The organism is Saccharopolyspora ipomoeae (assembly GCF_029952525.1).
Lineage (GTDB): Bacteria > Actinomycetota > Actinomycetes > Mycobacteriales > Pseudonocardiaceae > Saccharopolyspora > Saccharopolyspora ipomoeae.
In genome coordinates, this window is record NZ_JASAOF010000003.1 from 1 (window position 1) to 16923 (window position 16923).

9 protein-coding genes are annotated in these 16923 nt (G+C 71.1%); 5 read left to right on the forward strand and 4 right to left on the reverse strand.

Annotation, left to right across the window (positions count from 1 at the left end; all coding sequences use genetic code 11):
* Nucleotides 1-309 precede the first annotated feature (309 nt).
* Nucleotides 310-2673: an ATP-binding protein gene (locus tag QFW96_RS06630; protein WP_281454661.1), complete on the forward strand. Its 2364-nt coding sequence runs from the start codon at nucleotides 310-312 to the stop codon at nucleotides 2671-2673.
* A gap of 129 nt (nucleotides 2674-2802) precedes the next feature.
* On the forward strand, nucleotides 2803-3606 hold the full coding sequence (locus QFW96_RS06635) for a transglycosylase SLT domain-containing protein (RefSeq protein WP_281454662.1): 804 nt from the start codon (nucleotides 2803-2805) through the stop codon (nucleotides 3604-3606).
* Between the two features lie 98 nt (nucleotides 3607-3704).
* On the opposite strand, the gene QFW96_RS06640 is transcribed toward QFW96_RS06635, so the two are convergent.
* Nucleotides 3705-4397, reverse strand: a complete 693-nt coding sequence (locus QFW96_RS06640) for a FadR/GntR family transcriptional regulator (protein ID WP_281454663.1) — start codon at nucleotides 4395-4397, stop codon at nucleotides 3705-3707.
* Nucleotides 4398-4566: 169 nt separating this feature from the next.
* On the opposite strand from QFW96_RS06640, the gene QFW96_RS06645 reads away from it, so the two are divergent.
* Both QFW96_RS06645 and QFW96_RS06650 read left to right on the forward strand, forming a co-directional pair.
* A complete protein-coding gene (locus tag QFW96_RS06645) occupies nucleotides 4567-5955 on the forward strand; it encodes a GntT/GntP/DsdX family permease (protein ID WP_281454664.1) in 1389 nt (462 codons plus the stop codon).
* Nucleotides 5956-6227: 272 nt separating this feature from the next.
* The gene (locus tag QFW96_RS06650) at nucleotides 6228-8528 is read left to right on the forward strand and encodes a HelD family protein (RefSeq protein WP_281454665.1); all 2301 of its coding nucleotides are present in this window, start codon (nucleotides 6228-6230) and stop codon (nucleotides 8526-8528) included.
* Between the two features lie 3 nt (nucleotides 8529-8531).
* Here the strand turns inward: QFW96_RS06650 and QFW96_RS06655 are convergent, their stop codons facing one another.
* The 3 genes from QFW96_RS06655 to gltB all read right to left on the reverse strand — a co-directional run bounded on the left by QFW96_RS06655 (nucleotide 8532) and on the right by gltB (nucleotide 15397).
* Nucleotides 8532-9032, reverse strand: coding sequence for a hypothetical protein (locus tag QFW96_RS06655; RefSeq protein ID WP_281454666.1), 501 nt, complete (start codon nucleotides 9030-9032; stop codon nucleotides 8532-8534).
* A 319-nt stretch (nucleotides 9033-9351) separates the two neighbouring features.
* Nucleotides 9352-10854, reverse strand: coding sequence for a glutamate synthase subunit beta (locus QFW96_RS06660; protein WP_281454667.1), 1503 nt, complete (start codon nucleotides 10852-10854; stop codon nucleotides 9352-9354).
* Nucleotides 10847-15397 carry a glutamate synthase large subunit gene (gene gltB / locus QFW96_RS06665; RefSeq protein WP_281454668.1) on the reverse strand — a complete coding sequence of 1517 codons (4551 nt, stop codon included), beginning with the start codon at nucleotides 15395-15397 and terminating at the stop codon, nucleotides 10847-10849. Before gltB ends, QFW96_RS06660 begins: the two co-directional genes overlap by 8 nt.
* A 541-nt stretch (nucleotides 15398-15938) precedes the next feature.
* Here gltB and QFW96_RS06670 point away from each other — a divergent pair.
* Entirely contained in the window at nucleotides 15939-16916 is a 978-nt protein-coding gene (locus QFW96_RS06670) for an ABC transporter substrate-binding protein (RefSeq protein WP_281454669.1), read from the forward strand.
* Nucleotides 16917-16923 lie beyond the last annotated feature (7 nt).

Consider the following 16923-nt stretch of genomic DNA (forward strand, 5'->3'; position numbering starts at 1 on the left):
GGTGAGCAGATCGGTCTGCGGCGGCAGCCCACCGGCAGGCGCGAAGTACGACGGCTCGCTCAACTCCAGCTCCCCACTCGCTTAAACATTTTGTTGAATTCACCGTCGAGCTTAGGCACCCGACGCCGATTCCGGAAGGGCTCCAGCAGACGCGCCTCGCACCCGGATCGCCACCGCGGAACCCCCGTCCGGGTGGAGTCCGCGACTACCGCCCGTCGGCTGATCTTCGAAATCCCCTCGAACGAGCGACAGCGGCCGCCGAGAACAAGATCCCAGGTCAGCGGCCGATTCGCGAGCTAAGCTCGAATCGTGGTCTCCACTGCCAACGCCCGCGCGGGCGAGTCCGCGGGCAACCTCCCGGCCGACGTGACGAGCTTCGTCGGCCGGCGTCGTGAGATCACCCTCACCAAGCGGCTGTTCGCCGAGGCCCGCGTGGTCACCCTCACCGGGCCCGGCGGCGTCGGCAAGACGCGGCTGGCCGTGCGCGTCGCCAACAACATGCGCCGGTCGTTCCGGGACAAGGCCTGGTTCGTCGAGCTGGAGAACCTCGACGACGGCGCGCTGGTGCTCGACGCCGTCATCGAGCAGCTCAGCCTCGGCGGACCGTCCTCGGCGGCGAGCCTGGAGACCATCGTCGACCAGCTCAAGAACCGCGAGATGCTGCTGGTCCTGGACAACTGCGAGCACGTCATCGAGGACGTCGCACTGCTGGTCGACGCCCTGATGCGCTGGTGCCCGGGCGTGCGCGTGCTGGCCACCAGCCGGCAGTCGCTGGGCGTGGCCGGCGAGTCCACCGTCGTCGTGCCGCCGATGCAGGTGCCCGACCCGGACCACCTGCCACCCGCCGAGGCCGTCGAGCAGTTCTCCTCGGTCCGGCTGTTCGTCGACCGCGCCAAGGCCGCCGTGCCGGAGTTCGAGGTCACCGAGGACAACGCGGGCGCGCTGATGCGCCTGTGCCACCACCTCGACGGCAACCCGCTGGCCATCGAGCTGGCCGCGGTCCGGCTGCGGTCGCTGTCGCTGCAGCAGCTGGAGGAGCGCATCGCCGAGCGCTACGACCTGCTCACCGAGGGCCGCCGCGGCGCTCCCCCGCGCCAGCAGACGCTGCGCGCGCTGATCGACTGGAGCTACGAGCTCCTCGACGAGCGCGACCGGCGGGCCTGGGCGCGGATGTCGGTGTTCTCCGGCAGCTTCGACCTCGCCGCCGCCGAGCACGTCGCCGGTGAGGGCAAGGGCGTGGACATCCTCACCGCCGTGCACTCGCTGGTCGACAAGTCGGTGCTGATGCGCGAGGAGGACGGCGGCGAGGTCCGCTACCGCCTGCCGCACACGCTGCGCGACTACGGCCTGGCCAAGCTCGCCGACCACGGCGAGACGGGCAAGGTCCGCCACCGGCACTGCGCGTTCTTCGCCGAGCTCGCCGAGCGGTTCGCCGCCGAGTGGATCGGGCCCGAGCAGGCGGCCTGGGTGCAGCGGCTGCGCCACGAGCAGGACAACCTGCGCGCGGCCCTGCGGTACGCCGCCGAGGGTTCGGAGACCGGCGGGACGGCGTTGCGCCTGGTCACCGACCTCTGGCAGTACTGGGGCATCCGCGGGCTCAACACCGAGGCGCGGCACTGGCTCGACGAGGTCCTCGACCACACCCCGCGCGACCTGCCGGAACGGGCGCGGGCGCTGCGGATCAGCGCCTGGTTCTCACTGCTGCAGGGGCACCTGGACAAGGCGATGCCGAAGCTGGAGCGGGCGACCGTGCTGGCCACCCAGCGCGGCGACGAGGTCGAGCGCGCCTACCTGACGCTGCTGCACGGACTCGTCGCGTTCTTCCAGGACGACCAGCGGCGCGGCGTCGACCTGGTCGGCGAGGCGCTGGAGAAGTTCCGCCGCACCGAGGTGCTGGCCGGTGAGCTGTGGTCGCTGCACGCGCTGGGCCTGATCAAGGGCATGGGCGACGACGCCGACGGCGGGCTGCGGCTGCTCGCGGAGTGCATCCAGCTCTCCACCGAGCACAGCGAGCTGTACTGGCGCTCCTACGCGCAGTGGGCGACCGCGCAGGTGCAGATGCGCCGGGATCGCGCCGATCGCGCGGAGAACTCGGTGAAGGAGGCGCTGCGGCTGCAGCGCGAGCTCGACAACCGGCTGGGCATCGCCTTCAGCCTGGACACCCTGGCGTGGATCGCGCACCGGCAGCAGCGCTTCGAGCGCGCGGCCCGGCTGCTGGGCACCTCGTCGGCGCTGTGGGACGCGGTCCGCTCGGCGCCGGGGTTCTGGGCGCGCTTCGCGGGCGACCACGACCAGCACCTGATGCAGATCCGCACGGCGCTGGGGCCGGAGGCGTTCGACGAGCACTACGAGCGCGGCCGGGAGATGTCGCTGGGGCACGCCGTGGACTACGCGCTGGAGATCAAGCGGCACAGCAGGCGCTCCACCGCCGAGTCCGCGGAGGACAACGTGCACCCGATGCCGCTGACCCGGCGGGAGCGGCAGATCGCCGACCTGGTCGCCGAGGGGCGCACCAACAAGGACATCGCCGAGAACCTGGTGATCGCCCAGCGGACGGTCGAGGGGCACGTGCAGAACATCCTGACCAAGCTCGACTTCACCTCCCGCGCGCAGATCGCGGGATGGGTCGCGGGTCAGCGTTCGGGTGACGGAGCCGACAGCCCGGCCCTGTAACGTTCTTGCCCACTATCACAACGGGTAGTCAAAAACGTTCTTGATGGCGCCCAAATGGCTCAATCTAGGTAGTCGACCCCGTAGAAACCACCATGCAGGGTAACTCTCCGTTCCGGAGTCTGGTTCCTCGTGACCCCCGACGAGACGAAGAACCCCGACCAGATCACCCCCGACACCCCGCAGGACCGGAAGACCGGTGGGCACCGTTGGGAGAGGACGGTGCCCTTCGGCAGCCGGCTGCGCGCGACCTTCCTCGGAGAGCGCGCCGACCGCGCGCACCGCGTCGCCCCCAAGGTGCGCTCGCTGCAGGTGGGCGCCGCCGTCGCAGCGTTCGGCGTGCTCGGCGTCTTCACCGCCGCCGCAGGTGGCGACGACGTGAAGACCGAGTCCGCGCCCGTCCACCAGGCCGCCGAGATCGCCCCGCTGGTCGCCCCGGCCCCGCAGGCGCACGTCCCCGCGCCCGCACCGGCCGTCCAGCCCCAGGCCCCCGCCCCGGCAGCTGCCCCCGCTCCGGCCGCCGTCCCCGCCCCGGCCGCGCAGCCCGCCCCCGCTGCGGTGCCGGAGGAGAAGCCGAAGGACCAGGTCGACGCCTGGATCAAGGAAGCCGTCAAGGTCATGGAGGCCAACGGCATCTCGCGCCACCAGATCGACCAGGAAGCCATCCGGACGATCATCATGAAGGAGTCGAACGGCGACCCCAGCGCCACCAACAACTGGGACTCCAACGCCGCGGCCGGCACCCCGTCGATCGGTCTGATGCAGACCATCGAGCCGACCTTCGAGTCCTTCGCGCTGCCTGGCCACCAGGACATCTACAACCCGGTCGACAACATCATCGCCGCCACCCGCTACTCGATCGACCGCTACGGCTCGCTCTCCGAGGTGCCGGGCATCGCGGGCCTGCGCTCCGGCGGCAGCTACCAGGGCTACTGATCCCACCCCGACGAGGGAAAATCCCGCAGTCGGATCCCCCGCAGTCGAATCCCCCGCAGTCCCTCCCCCGAGACCGCGGGGGATTCTCTTGCGCGGGCTCAGGAATCGAGGCCGGAGAGGGTGCCCTCCAGGGCTTCGGCGACGAGCTCGCGCATGGCCCACTCGGCGCGGACGCGGTCGCCCGCGCGGATGCACTCGGCGATCTCGCAGTGCAGCCGGACCGCGACCGGGCGCGGGTGGACCGGCATCAGGCCGTGCCCGGCGCGCCAGCGCAGCAGCTCCTCGACGACCTCGTGGAGCTGGGCGAACATCTCGTTGCCGGAGGCGGTCAGGATCAGCCGGTGGAACTCGACGTCGGCGTCCATGAACGCGTCCAGGTCGCCGGCGCGCGAGGTCGCCACCATCCGCTCGGACAGCGCGACCAGCCGGGCGACGTGGTCGTCGGCGGCGCGGTCGGCGGCGACCGCGGCGGCCACCGGCTCGACGGCGGTGCGCAGCTCGGCGAGGGTCTTGAGCTCGCCGGCGCGGTCGGCGGCCAGCCGCCAGCGGATCAGCATCGGGTCGAAGCTGTTCCACTCCTCGCGCGGCCGGACCACGATCCCGACCCGCTTGCGCCCTACGACGAGCCGGATCGAGGCGAGCGTGCGGACGACCTCGCGGGCGACGCTGCGCGAGATCCCGAACCGGTCCTCCAGCTCATCGATGCGCAGCACGCTGCCGGGCGCGTGGGTGCCCTCGGCGATCTCCTGGCCGAGCACTTCCAGCACCTTGCCGTGCAACCCGCCGCCCATCCGCACACGCTCCTTCGCCGGTGAAAAACGCGTTCGATCGATTCCCGAGAGTAGGGCCAGAACCCGGGTGACGGGTGTAACAGTCATACTTAATCGGTCAGGATAAGCAAAAAGTATGACTTAATGCTTAGGCTGTGGCGCGCACCAGCTGCTCAACGAGGAGCCCCTCATGCTTTCCAGCCTCTCCGTCCCGCTCGCCCAGGCCGCGACCTGGACCGCGCAGGACACGCGCCTGCTGAGCGCAGCCGTCGCGGGCATCGCCGTGATCGTGCTGCTGATCAGCTGGGCGAAGCTGCACCCCTTCCTGTCGCTGGCGCTCGGCGCGACCACGCTCGGCGTGGTGGCCGGGATGCCCTTCGCCGACCTGGTCGACACCTTCACCGAAGGCCTCGGCAAGACCGTCGGCGACGTCGGCCTGCTCGTCGCGCTCGGCGCGATGCTCGGCAAGCTGCTCACCGACAGCGGCGGCGCCGACCAGGTCGTCGAGACCGTCATGCGCCGCACCACCAGCAAGACCCTGCCGTGGGCGATGGTGTTCATCGCCGCGCTGCTGGGCCTGCCGATGTTCTTCGAGGTCGGCGTCGTCCTGCTGGTCCCGGTCGTGGTCATGGTCGCCGCCCGGACCGAGCAGCCGATGCTGCGGGTCGGCATCCCGGCCCTGGCCGGTCTGTCGATCCTGCACGGTCTCGTCCCGCCGCACCCCGGCCCGCTGGCCGCCGTCGACGCGCTGCACGTCGACCTCGGTCTGACGCTGGCGCTGGGCATCGTCGTCGCGATCCCGACCGCGATCGTGGCCGGCCCGGTGTTCGGGTCGTTCATCGCCAAGCGCGTCGACCTGCCGCCGGCCACCCACCTGCTGGGCTCGACGCCCGCGCGGGAGGAGCAGCAGCACCGGCCGAGCTTCGTGGCCGCCGTGGCGATGCTGCTGCTGCCGGTCGTGCTGATGCTGTGCAAGTCGGTCGCCGACCTGACGCTGACCGAGGACACGCTCGGTTACACGATCCTCGACACCGTCGGCACGCCGGTCGTGGCGATGATGCTGACCGTGCTGATCGCCATCGTGGTGCTCGGCCGCGGCGCCCGGTTCTCCCGCGACCGGCTCTCCGACGTCGTCGGCGGGTCGCTGCCCGCGATCGCCGGGATCATCCTCATCGTCGGCGCCGGCGGCGGTTTCAAGCAGACGCTGGTCGACTCGGGCGTCAACGACGTGATCACCGACCTGGCCGCCGGGGCGAGCCTGTCGCCGCTGGTGCTGGGCTGGCTGATCGCGGTCGGCATCCGCGTCGCGACGGGTTCGGCGACGGTGGCCACGATCTCGGCCGCCGGCATGGTCGCCCCGCTGGTCATGGGCCTGCCGCCCACCCAGGGCGCCCTGGTCGCCCTCGCGATCGGCTCCGGCTCGCTGTTCCTGTCGCACGTCAACGACGCCGGCTTCTGGCTGGTCAAGGAGTACTTCGGCATGACGGTCGGCCAGACCCTCAAGACCTGGTCGGCCATGGAGACGATCCTCTCCGTCGTCTCCTTCGCCGTCATCCTCCTCCTCTCCGCCGTCGTCTAGGCACCCCCGCGAAGAACCCCCGGGCCGCACCAGACCCGGGGGTTCTTCCCTGCCGTCACCCCACCCTCGCCTCGGGTGACCGGATTTCAACGGAAGTCGGGAACCCCATCTCCATTGAAATCGGGTGCCCGGTTTCCATTGAAATCGCGTCCGGCACCGGGCGGGCCGCTCCTGGGCGCGAGCCGGACCCCGACTTCGGGGGCGCGGTATATTGGCTGGTCGGGCCTTGGGGGTCCGGTTGTTCTGTCCGCGCCTGGTTTTGAGGTGGCTCATTGTCCGACGCCCGAGTTGATCGGGAAACCGCCCGCGCCGAGGAGATCGCGGCCGAGCAGCGCTACCTGAACGTGCTGTACGGCAAGCTCGACGATCTCCGAGCGGAGACCACCCAGCGGCTCAAGGCCACGCTGCGCGACAGCGGAGGACCACCGCAGGCGCGCACCGAGCGCGACATCTCCACCCGCATGTACACCGACAAGCTGACCCAGCTCAGCGCCGTCGAGCACGGCATGTGCTTCGGCCGCCTGGACCTCGACAGCGGCGAGACCTTCCGCGTCGGCCGTCTCGGCCTCTTCGACGAGGACAACGAGTACGAACCGCTGCTGCTGGACTGGCGCGCCCCGGCCGCGCGGCCGTTCTACCTGGCCACGGCCGCCGCGCGGGACGGCGTGCACCGCCGCAGGCACCTCAAGACCAGCTGGCGCAAGGTCCTGGACTACGAGGACGAGGTCCTCGACCTGGACGCCGCCGAGCAGGGCAGCGACCTGGGCCTGGCCGGTGAGGCGACGCTGCTGGCGCGGCTGGACGCCCGGCGCACCGGGCAGATGCAGGACATCGTCTCCACGATCCAGGCCGAGCAGGACCGCATCATCCGCGCGGGCATGAACGGCGTGCTGGTCGTGCAGGGCGGTCCCGGCACCGGCAAGACCGCCGTGGCGCTGCACCGCGCGGCCTACCTGCTCTACACGTTCCGCGAGCAGCTGTCCAAGCGCGGCGTGCTCGTCGTCGGCCCGAACCCGACGTTCCTGCACTACATCGGCCAGGTGCTGCCGTCGCTGGGCGAGACCGGCGTGCTGCTGTCCACTGTGGGCGGTCTGTACCCCGGGATCACCGCCACCGCGGTCGAATCTGCGCGCACCGCCGAGATCAAGGGCCGGGCGGGCATGACCGACGTGCTCACCGCCGCGGTCCGCGACCGGCAGCAGGTGCCCCGCGACCACGTCGAGGTCACCTTCGACCGCGAACCGCTGTTCCTCAAGCGCAAGGACGCCACCGCCGCGCGCACCCGGGCGCGCCGCACGCGCCGCCCGCACAACCTGGCCCGCCGGGTGTTCCAGGACGAGATGTACCGGTCGCTGACGCTGCAGGTCGGCGAGCGGCTGGGCCTGGACCTGCTGGACCGCCGCGACCTCGACGAGATCAACGCCGAGCTGCGCGCCGACCCGGCGGTGAGCACCGCGCTCGACGCCCTGTGGCCGGAGATGACCCCGCAGCGGTTGCTGGACGAGCTGCTGAGCTCGCCGGAACGCCTGGCCACCGCCACCGCCAAGGTCCTCGGCGTCGGCGCCGACGAGCGCGACGCGCTGCTGCGCGCGGCGGGCGAGCCGTGGACGCCCGCCGACGTGCCGCTGCTGGACGAGCTCGCCGAGCTGCTCGGCGAGGACGACGCGGCCGCGCGCGCCGAGCAGGAGCGCCAGGAGCGCGAGGAACTCGCCTACGCCCAGGGCGTGCTGCACATCATGGAGCAGGACGAGGAGATCGCCGACGAGGAGCGGCTGCGGGTCTCCGACGTCCTCGACGCGGAGCTGCTGGCCGAGCGGTTCCGCACCCGCAGCGACCTGTCGGCCGCCGAGCGGGCGGCCGAGGACCGCACCTGGACGTTCGGTCACGTCATCGTCGACGAGGCCCAGGAGCTCTCCGAGATGGCGTGGCGGGTTCTGATGCGGCGCTGCCCGAGCCGGTCGATGACGCTGGTCGGCGACGTGGCGCAGACGGGCGCGCTGAGCGGCACGAGCTCGTGGGACGAGGTGCTCAGCCCGTACGTGCAGGACCGCTGGAAGCTGGCGGAGCTGACGGTGAACTACCGGACCCCGGCGGAGATCATGGACGTCGCCGCCGAGGTCCTGTCCGACATGGACACCGAGCTGGAGCCGCCGCAGTCGGTGCGCACCACCGGGAACCCGCCGTGGTCGCAGCAGATCGCGCCCGAGGACCTGGTTTCCGAGCTCCCCCAGGTGGTTTCGGAGGAGCTGGCGGAGGTCGCCGACGGTCGCCTGGCGGTGCTGATGCCGCCGGAGCTGCTGGCCGAGATCGGGCCGCGGCTGGCGGAGTCGCTGCCGGAGGCGGTGGTCGGCACCCGGCCCGACGACCTGGAGTCGCCGGTGGTGCTGCTGACGGTGGACGAGGCCAAGGGCCTGGAGTTCGACGCGGTGCTGCTGGTGCGGCCGGAGGCCGTGGCCGAGGAGTCGGACCGCGGCCTCAACGACCTCTACGTGGCCCTCACCCGATCCACCCAGCGCCTCGGCATCGTCCACTGCGACGACCTGCCGCCGTCGCTGGCCCGGTCGTTCGAGTAGGTCTCAGCGCAGCACGGGTGCGGCGTACCGGCCCAGCGCCTGGGTGAGCTGCTCGTCGGACTCGCGGAGGTCGGACGTGTCGATCAGGCGGTAACCGGTCCAGCCGTCGTTCTGGAACATCCAGTCCTGCGGCACTCCCGGATTCAGGCCGCCCTGCGTCCACACCACCAGGTAGGTGGCGGTGTTCCGGTCGTCGCGGCGCTTGCGCAGCGTCGTCACCGAGACCCCGGCGACGTACTGCCAGCCCAGCGCCACCTTGACCCTCTCGGCCGGGTGCTCGATCAGGATGCCGCGCTCGTCGATGCGCATCGTCAGCCGCCGCAGGTTCTTGATCAGCAGCACCAGCCCCGCGATGACCCCGATGGGCGCCACGAAGAAGATGCCGTGGATCCGCACTCCCTCATCGCTGGTCAGACCGCCGACGAGCATCACCGTCCCGAGCACGCCGAGCGCGATCAGGATCAGCGGCGGGATCAGATTGATCCGGTTCTTGTGGAAGTCCACGCGTTCTTCCCATCCATTGTGGACGTTCAAGGGCCGTTCACGACCCGGGAGAAGACCCTAGAGATCAACACCGCGCGATGAACCCGATTCCCCGCGAAACCCCCGTGAACTACCCCACGTCCCCACCTCCAGACCCGACACACCACCCGAAGCCGGTCACGGGAACCCGGAATACCGCCGTAATCCGTCAACGGAATACCGCCGTATTCGGCTCCAACACGGATTACCGCCGTAATCGGGGACCGGAATACCGGAGTAATCCGGTCCCCGACGGCGGGGTGGGGTGGGGTTGGGGTGGAAGTGACTGTGGTGGAGGGGATCAGACCGCTAGGGGGAGGGCGGTCGGGTGGACCGGGTTGGGGAGTTCCGAGGTGCCCATGAGGTGGGCGTCGACGGCGTGGGCGACCGAGCGGCCCTCGGCGATGGCCCAGACGACCAGCGAGGCGCCGCGGTGGGCGTCGCCGCAGACGAACACGCCCGGGGCGGTGGTCTCCCAGTTCGAACCGGAACCGATGGTGCCGCGGCGGGTGAGCTCGATGCCCAGGCCGCCCAGCAGCGGCATGTGCTCGACGCCCTCGAACCCGATCGCCAGCAGCGCCAGGTCGCAGGGCAGCTCCTCGACCTCGTCGGAGACCGGAACCACCTGGCGGCGCCCGTTCTCGTCGCGGCGGACCTGCACGTGGCGCAGCCGCACCGCGCGCACGTTGCCGTCCTCGTCGCCCACGAACGACTCGATCGCCACCGCGAACTTCCGCTCACCGGCCTCCTGGTGCGCCGGGTAGGTGCGCAGGATGTACGGCCAGGTCGGCCAGGGCGAGATGTCGTCGTCGCGCTCGGTCGGCGGCTGCGGGTAGTTGTCCAGCTGCGTCACCGACAGCGCGCCCTGCCGGGTCGCGGTGCCGTAGCAGTCGGCGCCGGTGTCGCCGCCGCCGAGGATGATGACGTGCTTGCCCTCGGCCGAGATCGGCGACGGGCCGTCGCCCTCGACCTCCTTGTTGGCGGGCACCAGGTGCTCCATCGCCAGGTGCACGCCGCCGAGCTCGCGGCCCGGGATGGTGGTGTCGTCGCGGCCGCGCAGCGCGCCCACCGCCAGCACCACCGCGTCGTAGCCGGCGCGCAGGTCCTCGACGGTGAGGTCCGAGCCGACCTCGCAGCCGGTGATGAACTTCGTGCCCTCGTCGCGCATCTGCGCCAGACGCCGGTCCAGGACGGACTTCTCCATCTTGAACTCGGGGATCCCGTAGCGCAGCAGGCCGCCGATGCGGTCGTCGCGCTCGTAGACGGTCACCTCGTGGCCCGCGCGGGTGAGCTGCTGGGCGGCGGCCAGCCCGGCCGGGCCCGAGCCGACGACGGCGACGCGCTTGCCGGTGTGCTCCTCCGGCGTGCGCGGCGAGACGTAGTCGTTCTCCCAGCTGACCTCGGCGATGGTCTCCTCGACCCGCTTGATCGCCACCGCTCCCCCGGCCTCCGGCGAGATCGCCAGCACGCAGCCGGCCTCGCACGGCGCCGGGCACAGCTTCCCGGTGAACTCCGGGAAGTTGTTGGTGGCGTGCAGCCGGTCGCTGGCCGCCTCCCACTGGCCGCGGCGGACCATGTTGTTCCACTCCGGGATCAGGTTGCCGAGCGGGCAACCCGACGAACCCGAGTGGCAGAACGGGATTCCGCAGTCCATGCAGCGCGCGGCCTGGGTGGAGACCTGCTCGTTGCGGTCCTCCGCGGACAGCGCCGCGTAGACCTCGTGCCAGTCGCCCAGCCGGTCGTCGACGGGACGCTTGGGGGCCTCGGCCCGCGCGTACTTCAGAAAGCCCTTGGGGTCAGCCACGGGAAGCCTCCATGATCGCCTCGTTCACGTCCCGGCCCTCGATCTTGGCCATCCGCGTTGCGTCCAGGACCCGCTGGAAGTCGCGCGGCATCACCTTCGTGAACGCCGCCGAACGCCGCGGCCAGTCGCCCAGCAGCGACGCGGCCACCGCCGACCCGGTCAGCTCGTGGTGCCGCTGCACGACCTCGTGCAGCCACTTCAGCTCCTTGGCGCCGCACGGCTTGAGGTCGACCATCGCCGTGTTCACCCGCACCGGGTCCAGGTCCAGCACGTAGGCGATGCCGCCGGACATGCCCGCGCCGACGTTGCGGCCGGTACCGCCGAGCACGATCGCCCGGCCGCCGGTCATGTACTCGAAGGCGTGGTCACCGACGCCCTCGCAGACCAGCTGCGCGCCGGAGTTGCGGACGGCGAAGCGCTCGCCGACCTGACCGCGCAGGTAGATCTCACCGCTCGTCGCGCCGTAGCCGATCACGTTGCCCGCGATGACCTGGTCCTCGGCGCGGAACGTCGAGGCCGGGTCGGGGCGCACCACGATCCGGCCGCCGGACAGGCCCTTGCCGACGTAGTCGTTGGTGTCGCCCACCATGTCGAGCGTGATGCCGCTGGGCAGGAACGCGCCCAGCGACTGACCGGCCGAGCCCTCCAGCTCCACGTGGATCGTGTCGTCGGGCAGCCCGTCACCGCCGTAGCGGCGCGAGACCTCCGCGCCCAGCAGCGTGCCGACGGTGCGGTTGACGTTGCGCACCGGCAGCCGCAGCGTCACCGGGCGGGCGTCCTCCAGCGCCGCCTCGGCGAGCTGGATGAGCGTGCGGTCCAGGGCCTGGTCGAGGCCGTGGTCCTGCTCCCGCACCCGGCGGCGCACCGTCGAGTACGGCGTCCGCGGCTCGGCGAACACCGGCTCCAGGTCCAGGCCGCGAGACTTCCAGTGCTGCACGGCCTTGTCGCGCTTGAGCGCCGAGACCTGGCCGATCGCCTCGTCCAGCGTCCGGAATCCCAGCTGCGCCAGGTACTCCCGCACCTCCTGGGCGACGAACTCGAAGAAGTTCACCACGTGCTCGACCTGGCCGGTGAACCGCTTGCGCAGATCCGGGTTCTGGGTCGCGACGCCGACCGGGCAGGTGTCGAGGTGGCAGACGCGCATCATCACGCAGCCCTCGACGACCAGCGGAGCGGTGGCGAAGCCGTACTCCTCGGCGCCCAGCAGCGCGGCGACCACGACGTCGCGGCCGGTCTTGAAGCCGCCGTCGCACTGCACGGTGATCCGGTCGCGCAGGCCGTTGAGCAGCAGCGTCTGCTGCGTCTCGGCCAGCCCCACCTCCCACGGCGTGCCCGCGTGCTTGAGCGAGGTCAGCGGCGCGGCACCGGTGCCGCCGTCGTGACCGGAGATGAGCACGACGTCGGCGTGGGCCTTGGACACGCCCGCCGCGACCGTGCCGACGCCGACCTCGCTGACCAGCTTGACGTGCACGCGGGCCTGCTCGTTGGCGTTCTTCAGGTCGTGGATGAGCTGCGCCAGGTCCTCGATCGAGTAGATGTCGTGGTGCGGCGGCGGCGAGATCAGCCCGACGCCGGGCGTGGAGTGCCGGGTCTTGGCGATCCACGGGTACACCTTGTGCGCGGGCAGCTGGCCGCCCTCACCGGGCTTGGCGCCCTGCGCCATCTTGATCTGGATGTCGCTGGCGTTGACCAGGTATTCGCTGGTCACGCCGAAGCGGCCGGAGGCGACCTGCTTGACCGCCGAGCGGCGCTCCGGGTCGTAGAGCCGGTCGACGTCCTCGCCGCCCTCACCGGAGTTGGACTTGCCGCCGATGCGGTTCATCGCGATCGCCAGCACCTCGTGGGCCTCGGCGGAGATCGCGCCGTAGCTCATCGCGCCGGTGGAGAACCGCTTCATGATCTCCGAGATCGGCTCGACCTCGTCGATGTCGATCGGATCGCGCCCGCTGTCGAGCTCGAACAGCCCGCGCAGCGTGCCGCCCTCGGCCGACAGCCGGTCGCACTCGGCGGTGTACTCGCGGTACTTGTCGTACCGGCCGGTCTTGGTCGAGTGCTGCAGCAGGAACACCGTTTCCGGCGTGAACAGGTGCAGCTCGCCCTCGCGGCGGTAGGAGTAGTCGCCGCCGACCTCCAGCTTGCGGTGCACCCGCTCGGTCGGGTTGTCCGGGTAGGCGCGGCGGTGCCGCTGCGCGACCTCCTCGGCGAGCTCGTCGAGGCCGACGCCGCCGAGCTTGGAGGTGGTGCCCTGGAAGTAGGCGTCGACGACGTCCTGCGAGAGCCCGACGGCCTCGAAGACCTGCGCGGCGGTGTAGGCGCCGACGGTGGAGATGCCCATCTTCGACATCACCTTGAGCACGCCCTTGACCAGCGCCTGCACGTAGTTCCGGACGGCGATCTTGGGCCGCACGCCGGAGATCTGGCCGGTCGAGATCATGTCCTCGATGGCCTCGAACGCCAGGTACGGGTTGACCGCCGCGGCGCCGTAGCCCAGCAGGGCCGCGACGTGGTGCACCTCGCGGGCGTCACCGGACTCCACGACCAGCGCGACGCGCAGCCGCTCCTTGGTGCCGATGAGGTACTGGTGCACCGCCGAGGTCAGCAGCAGCGACGGGATCGGCGCCATCTCGTGGTTCGAGTCGCGGTCGGAGAGCACCAGCACGCGCGCGCCCTGGGCGATGGCCTCGGAGGCCTCGCGCTGGACCCGCTCGATCGCCTCGGCCAGAGCCGGACCGCCACCGTCCACTTCGTACAGGCCGGAGAGCACCGCCGAGGAGAACCCGGGCAGGTCGCCGTCGTCGTTGATGTGGATGAGCTTGGCCAGCTCGTCGTTGTCGATCACCGGGTTGGGCAGCACGATGTGCCGGCACGACGCCGGCGACGGGGTGAGCAGGTTCTGCTCCGGGCCCATGATCCGGGCGACCGAGGTGACGATCTCCTCGCGGATCGCGTCCAGCGGCGGGTTCGTGACCTGCGCGAACTGCTGCACGAAGTAGTCGTAGAGCATCCGCGAGCGCTGCGAGAGCGGCGCGGGCGGGGTGTCGGCGCCCATCGAGCCCAGCGGCTCGGCGCCGCCGGTGGCCATCGGCGCGAGCAGCAGCGCCAGCTCCTCCTCGGTGTAGCCGAACGACAGCTCGCGGCGCACCACCGACTCGTGGGTGCTGACCACGTGCTCGCGGTCGGCGAGCTCGTCGAGGTTGAGCAGACCGGCGTGCAGCCACTCGTCGTAGGCGTGCTCGGCGGCCAGCTCCGACTTGAACTCCTCGTCGTCGAGGATCCGGCCCTGCTCGGTGTCCACCAGGAACATCCGGCCCGGCTGCAGGCGGCCCTTGGCCACCACCTCGGACGGGTCGAGGCCCAGCACACCGGACTCGCTGGCCAGCACCACGCGGTCGTCGGCGGTCCGCCACCAGCGGGCCGGGCGCAGACCGTTGCGGTCCAGCACCGCGCCGACCAGCGCGCCGTCGGTGAAGGTGACGCAGGCCGGGCCGTCCCACGGCTCCATCAGGCTCGCGTGGAACTGGTAGAAGGCCTTGCGCTTCGGGTCCATCTCGGCGTGGTTCTCCCACGCCTCGGGCACCATCATCAGCACCGCGTGCGGCAGCGACCGGCCGCCCAGGTGCAGCAGCTCCAGCACCTCGTCGAACGACGCCGAGTCCGAGCCGTCGTCGGCGCAGATCGGGTACAGCCGGGACAGCTCGCCCGGGATGAGGTCGGAGGCCAGCAGCGCCTCGCGGGACCGCATCCGGTTGCGGTTGCCGCGAATCGTGTTGATCTCACCGTTGTGCGCGACGTAGCGGAACGGGTGCGCCAGCGGCCACGACGGGAACGTGTTGGTCGAGAACCGGCTGTGCACCACGGCGATCGCGCTGGCGATCCGCTCGTCGGTGAGGTCCGGGAAGAACGCGGGCAGCTGCGCGGTGGTCAGCATTCCCTTGTAGACGAAGGTGCGACCCGACAGCGACGGGAAGTACAGCTCGGAGCCCTCCCGCGCGGCCTCGCGCTCGGCGCGCTTGCGCAGGCAGAAGGCCAGCCGGTCCAGCGCCAGGCCGGACTCGCCGCCGTTGCCCGCGACCATCAGCGTCGCGAAGTGCGGCATGCAACCGCGGGCCGTGGTGCCCACGTCCGCCGCGTCCGGCGTGGTGGGCACGTCGCGCCAGCCCAGGACGGTGAGGTCCTCCTCGGCGGCGATGCGCTCGACCAGCGCCACGACCCGCTCGCGCTCGGCGGCGTCGGCGGGCAGGAAGGCCATGCCCGCCGCGTAGCGGCTCTCGCCGTCGGCGGTGGGCTCGGGGAGGGACACGCCCGCGGTGGCGCGCAGCAGGGCGTCGGGCAGCTGCAGCAGGATGCCCGCGCCGTCGCCGCTGGTGGGCTCGGCGCCGGCGGCGCCGCGATGCTCCAGGTTCGCCAGGGCGGTCAGCGCATCCGCGACGATTCCATGCGAACGCCGACCTCGAATGTCGGCGACCATGGCCACGCCGCAGGAATCCTGCTCGGCGGCCGGGTCGTACAGGCCCTGGGCCGCTGGGATCGCGGAGAAGACCACTGCAGACCTCCCTCGTCATGCTCGTGCTTGGAAGTCGGTGGTCGGCCGTTGACCTGACTTCTACGACTTCTGGGCACGGGACGGCATTGGCCCGCAGATAAAAGATCCGGTTGTGCCGTGGAAGATTTCGGGCGCGCTCGCCCGTTCGCTGTAACCGGAGCGTTTAGCAGACTTTAACAGCCAGGATACCCGGAAGCAGCAAGCCAAACGTGATGCTGACCATCTTGTTGTCACGCCACTCGCTGGGTACGCGCCCGCGATTCGGCTGGTTCAGCCCACCACGCGCACGAGCACGGCCGGTGTGGCGGCTGACCACATCGCACGGCCCCGATCCGACCGGCCCGCGGCTCGCGCAGGCGAACCGCACGTCGGCGGACACGGTCCGTCATCGAATCTACCCGCTGCGTCTACCGCTGGGTACCTCTCTCCGGACGATGCTCCCTCCGGCGGCGGCCCACGACGATCTTTGCTGATATCTTTCCTGCTCAGCGCCCCTCGCTACGGTGGGTGCTCGTTCGCCAGCTCCGACCCGAGGGAAGACATGACCGGGTTCCGCCGCCTCGCCGCCCTGATGATGGCCGCGTTCGCCCTGCTCACCCTGATGACGGCGTGCGCGACCCGCCAGCACTCCCCGGTTCCGGAGGTGCCCGACGATCCCGCCTCGGCGTTCCCGGCCAAGGTCTCGCTGCCCGGCGGGCAGCCGGTGACGCTGCTGCAGCAGCCCAAGCGGATCGTGTCGCTGTCGCCCTCGGCCACCGAGACGCTCTTCACGCTCGGCGCCGGCGACCAGGTCGTGGCCGTCGACCAGTTCTCGAACTACCCGGCCAACGCGCCGCGCACCGAGCTGACCGGCTTCACCGCCGACGCCGCGGCCGTGGCCGACAAGAAGCCGGACCTGGTCATCGCCCCCGACAACGCCACCCAGCTCGCCGAGGGCCTCAAGGTCGTCGACGTGCCGGTGCTGCTGACCCCCTCCGCCGCCAGCCTGGAGGACGCCTACCAGCAGATCCAGGTCATCGGGCAGGCCACCGGGCACGGCAACCAGGCCACCGCGATGGTGCAGAAGATGCGCGCCGACATCGCCGACATCGTGGCCAGGACGCCCAAGCCCCCGCAGCCGCTGACCTACTTCCACGAGGTCAGCCCCGATCTCTACACCGCGACCTCGCAGAGCTTCGTGGGCAGCGTCTACTCGCAGTTCGGCATGGTCAACATTGCTGACCCGGCGGGCGGGGCCGACCCGGCGGGCGGGGCCGACCCGGCGGGCGGGCCGTTCCCGCAGCTCTCGCAGGAGCACGTGGTGCAGGCCAACCCGAACCTGATCTTCGCCGCCGACACCAAGTGCTGCGGCGTCAACGCCGCCGCGATCGCCGCGCGGCCCGGCTGGAACACCGTCGACGCCGTGCGGCGCAACCACGTCGTCGAGCTCGACGACGACGTCGCCAGCCGCTGGGGTCCGCGCGTGGTGGACTTCGTGCGCGCGATCAGCGACGCGGTCGGCAAGGCCCAGCAGGGATGACGGGCCA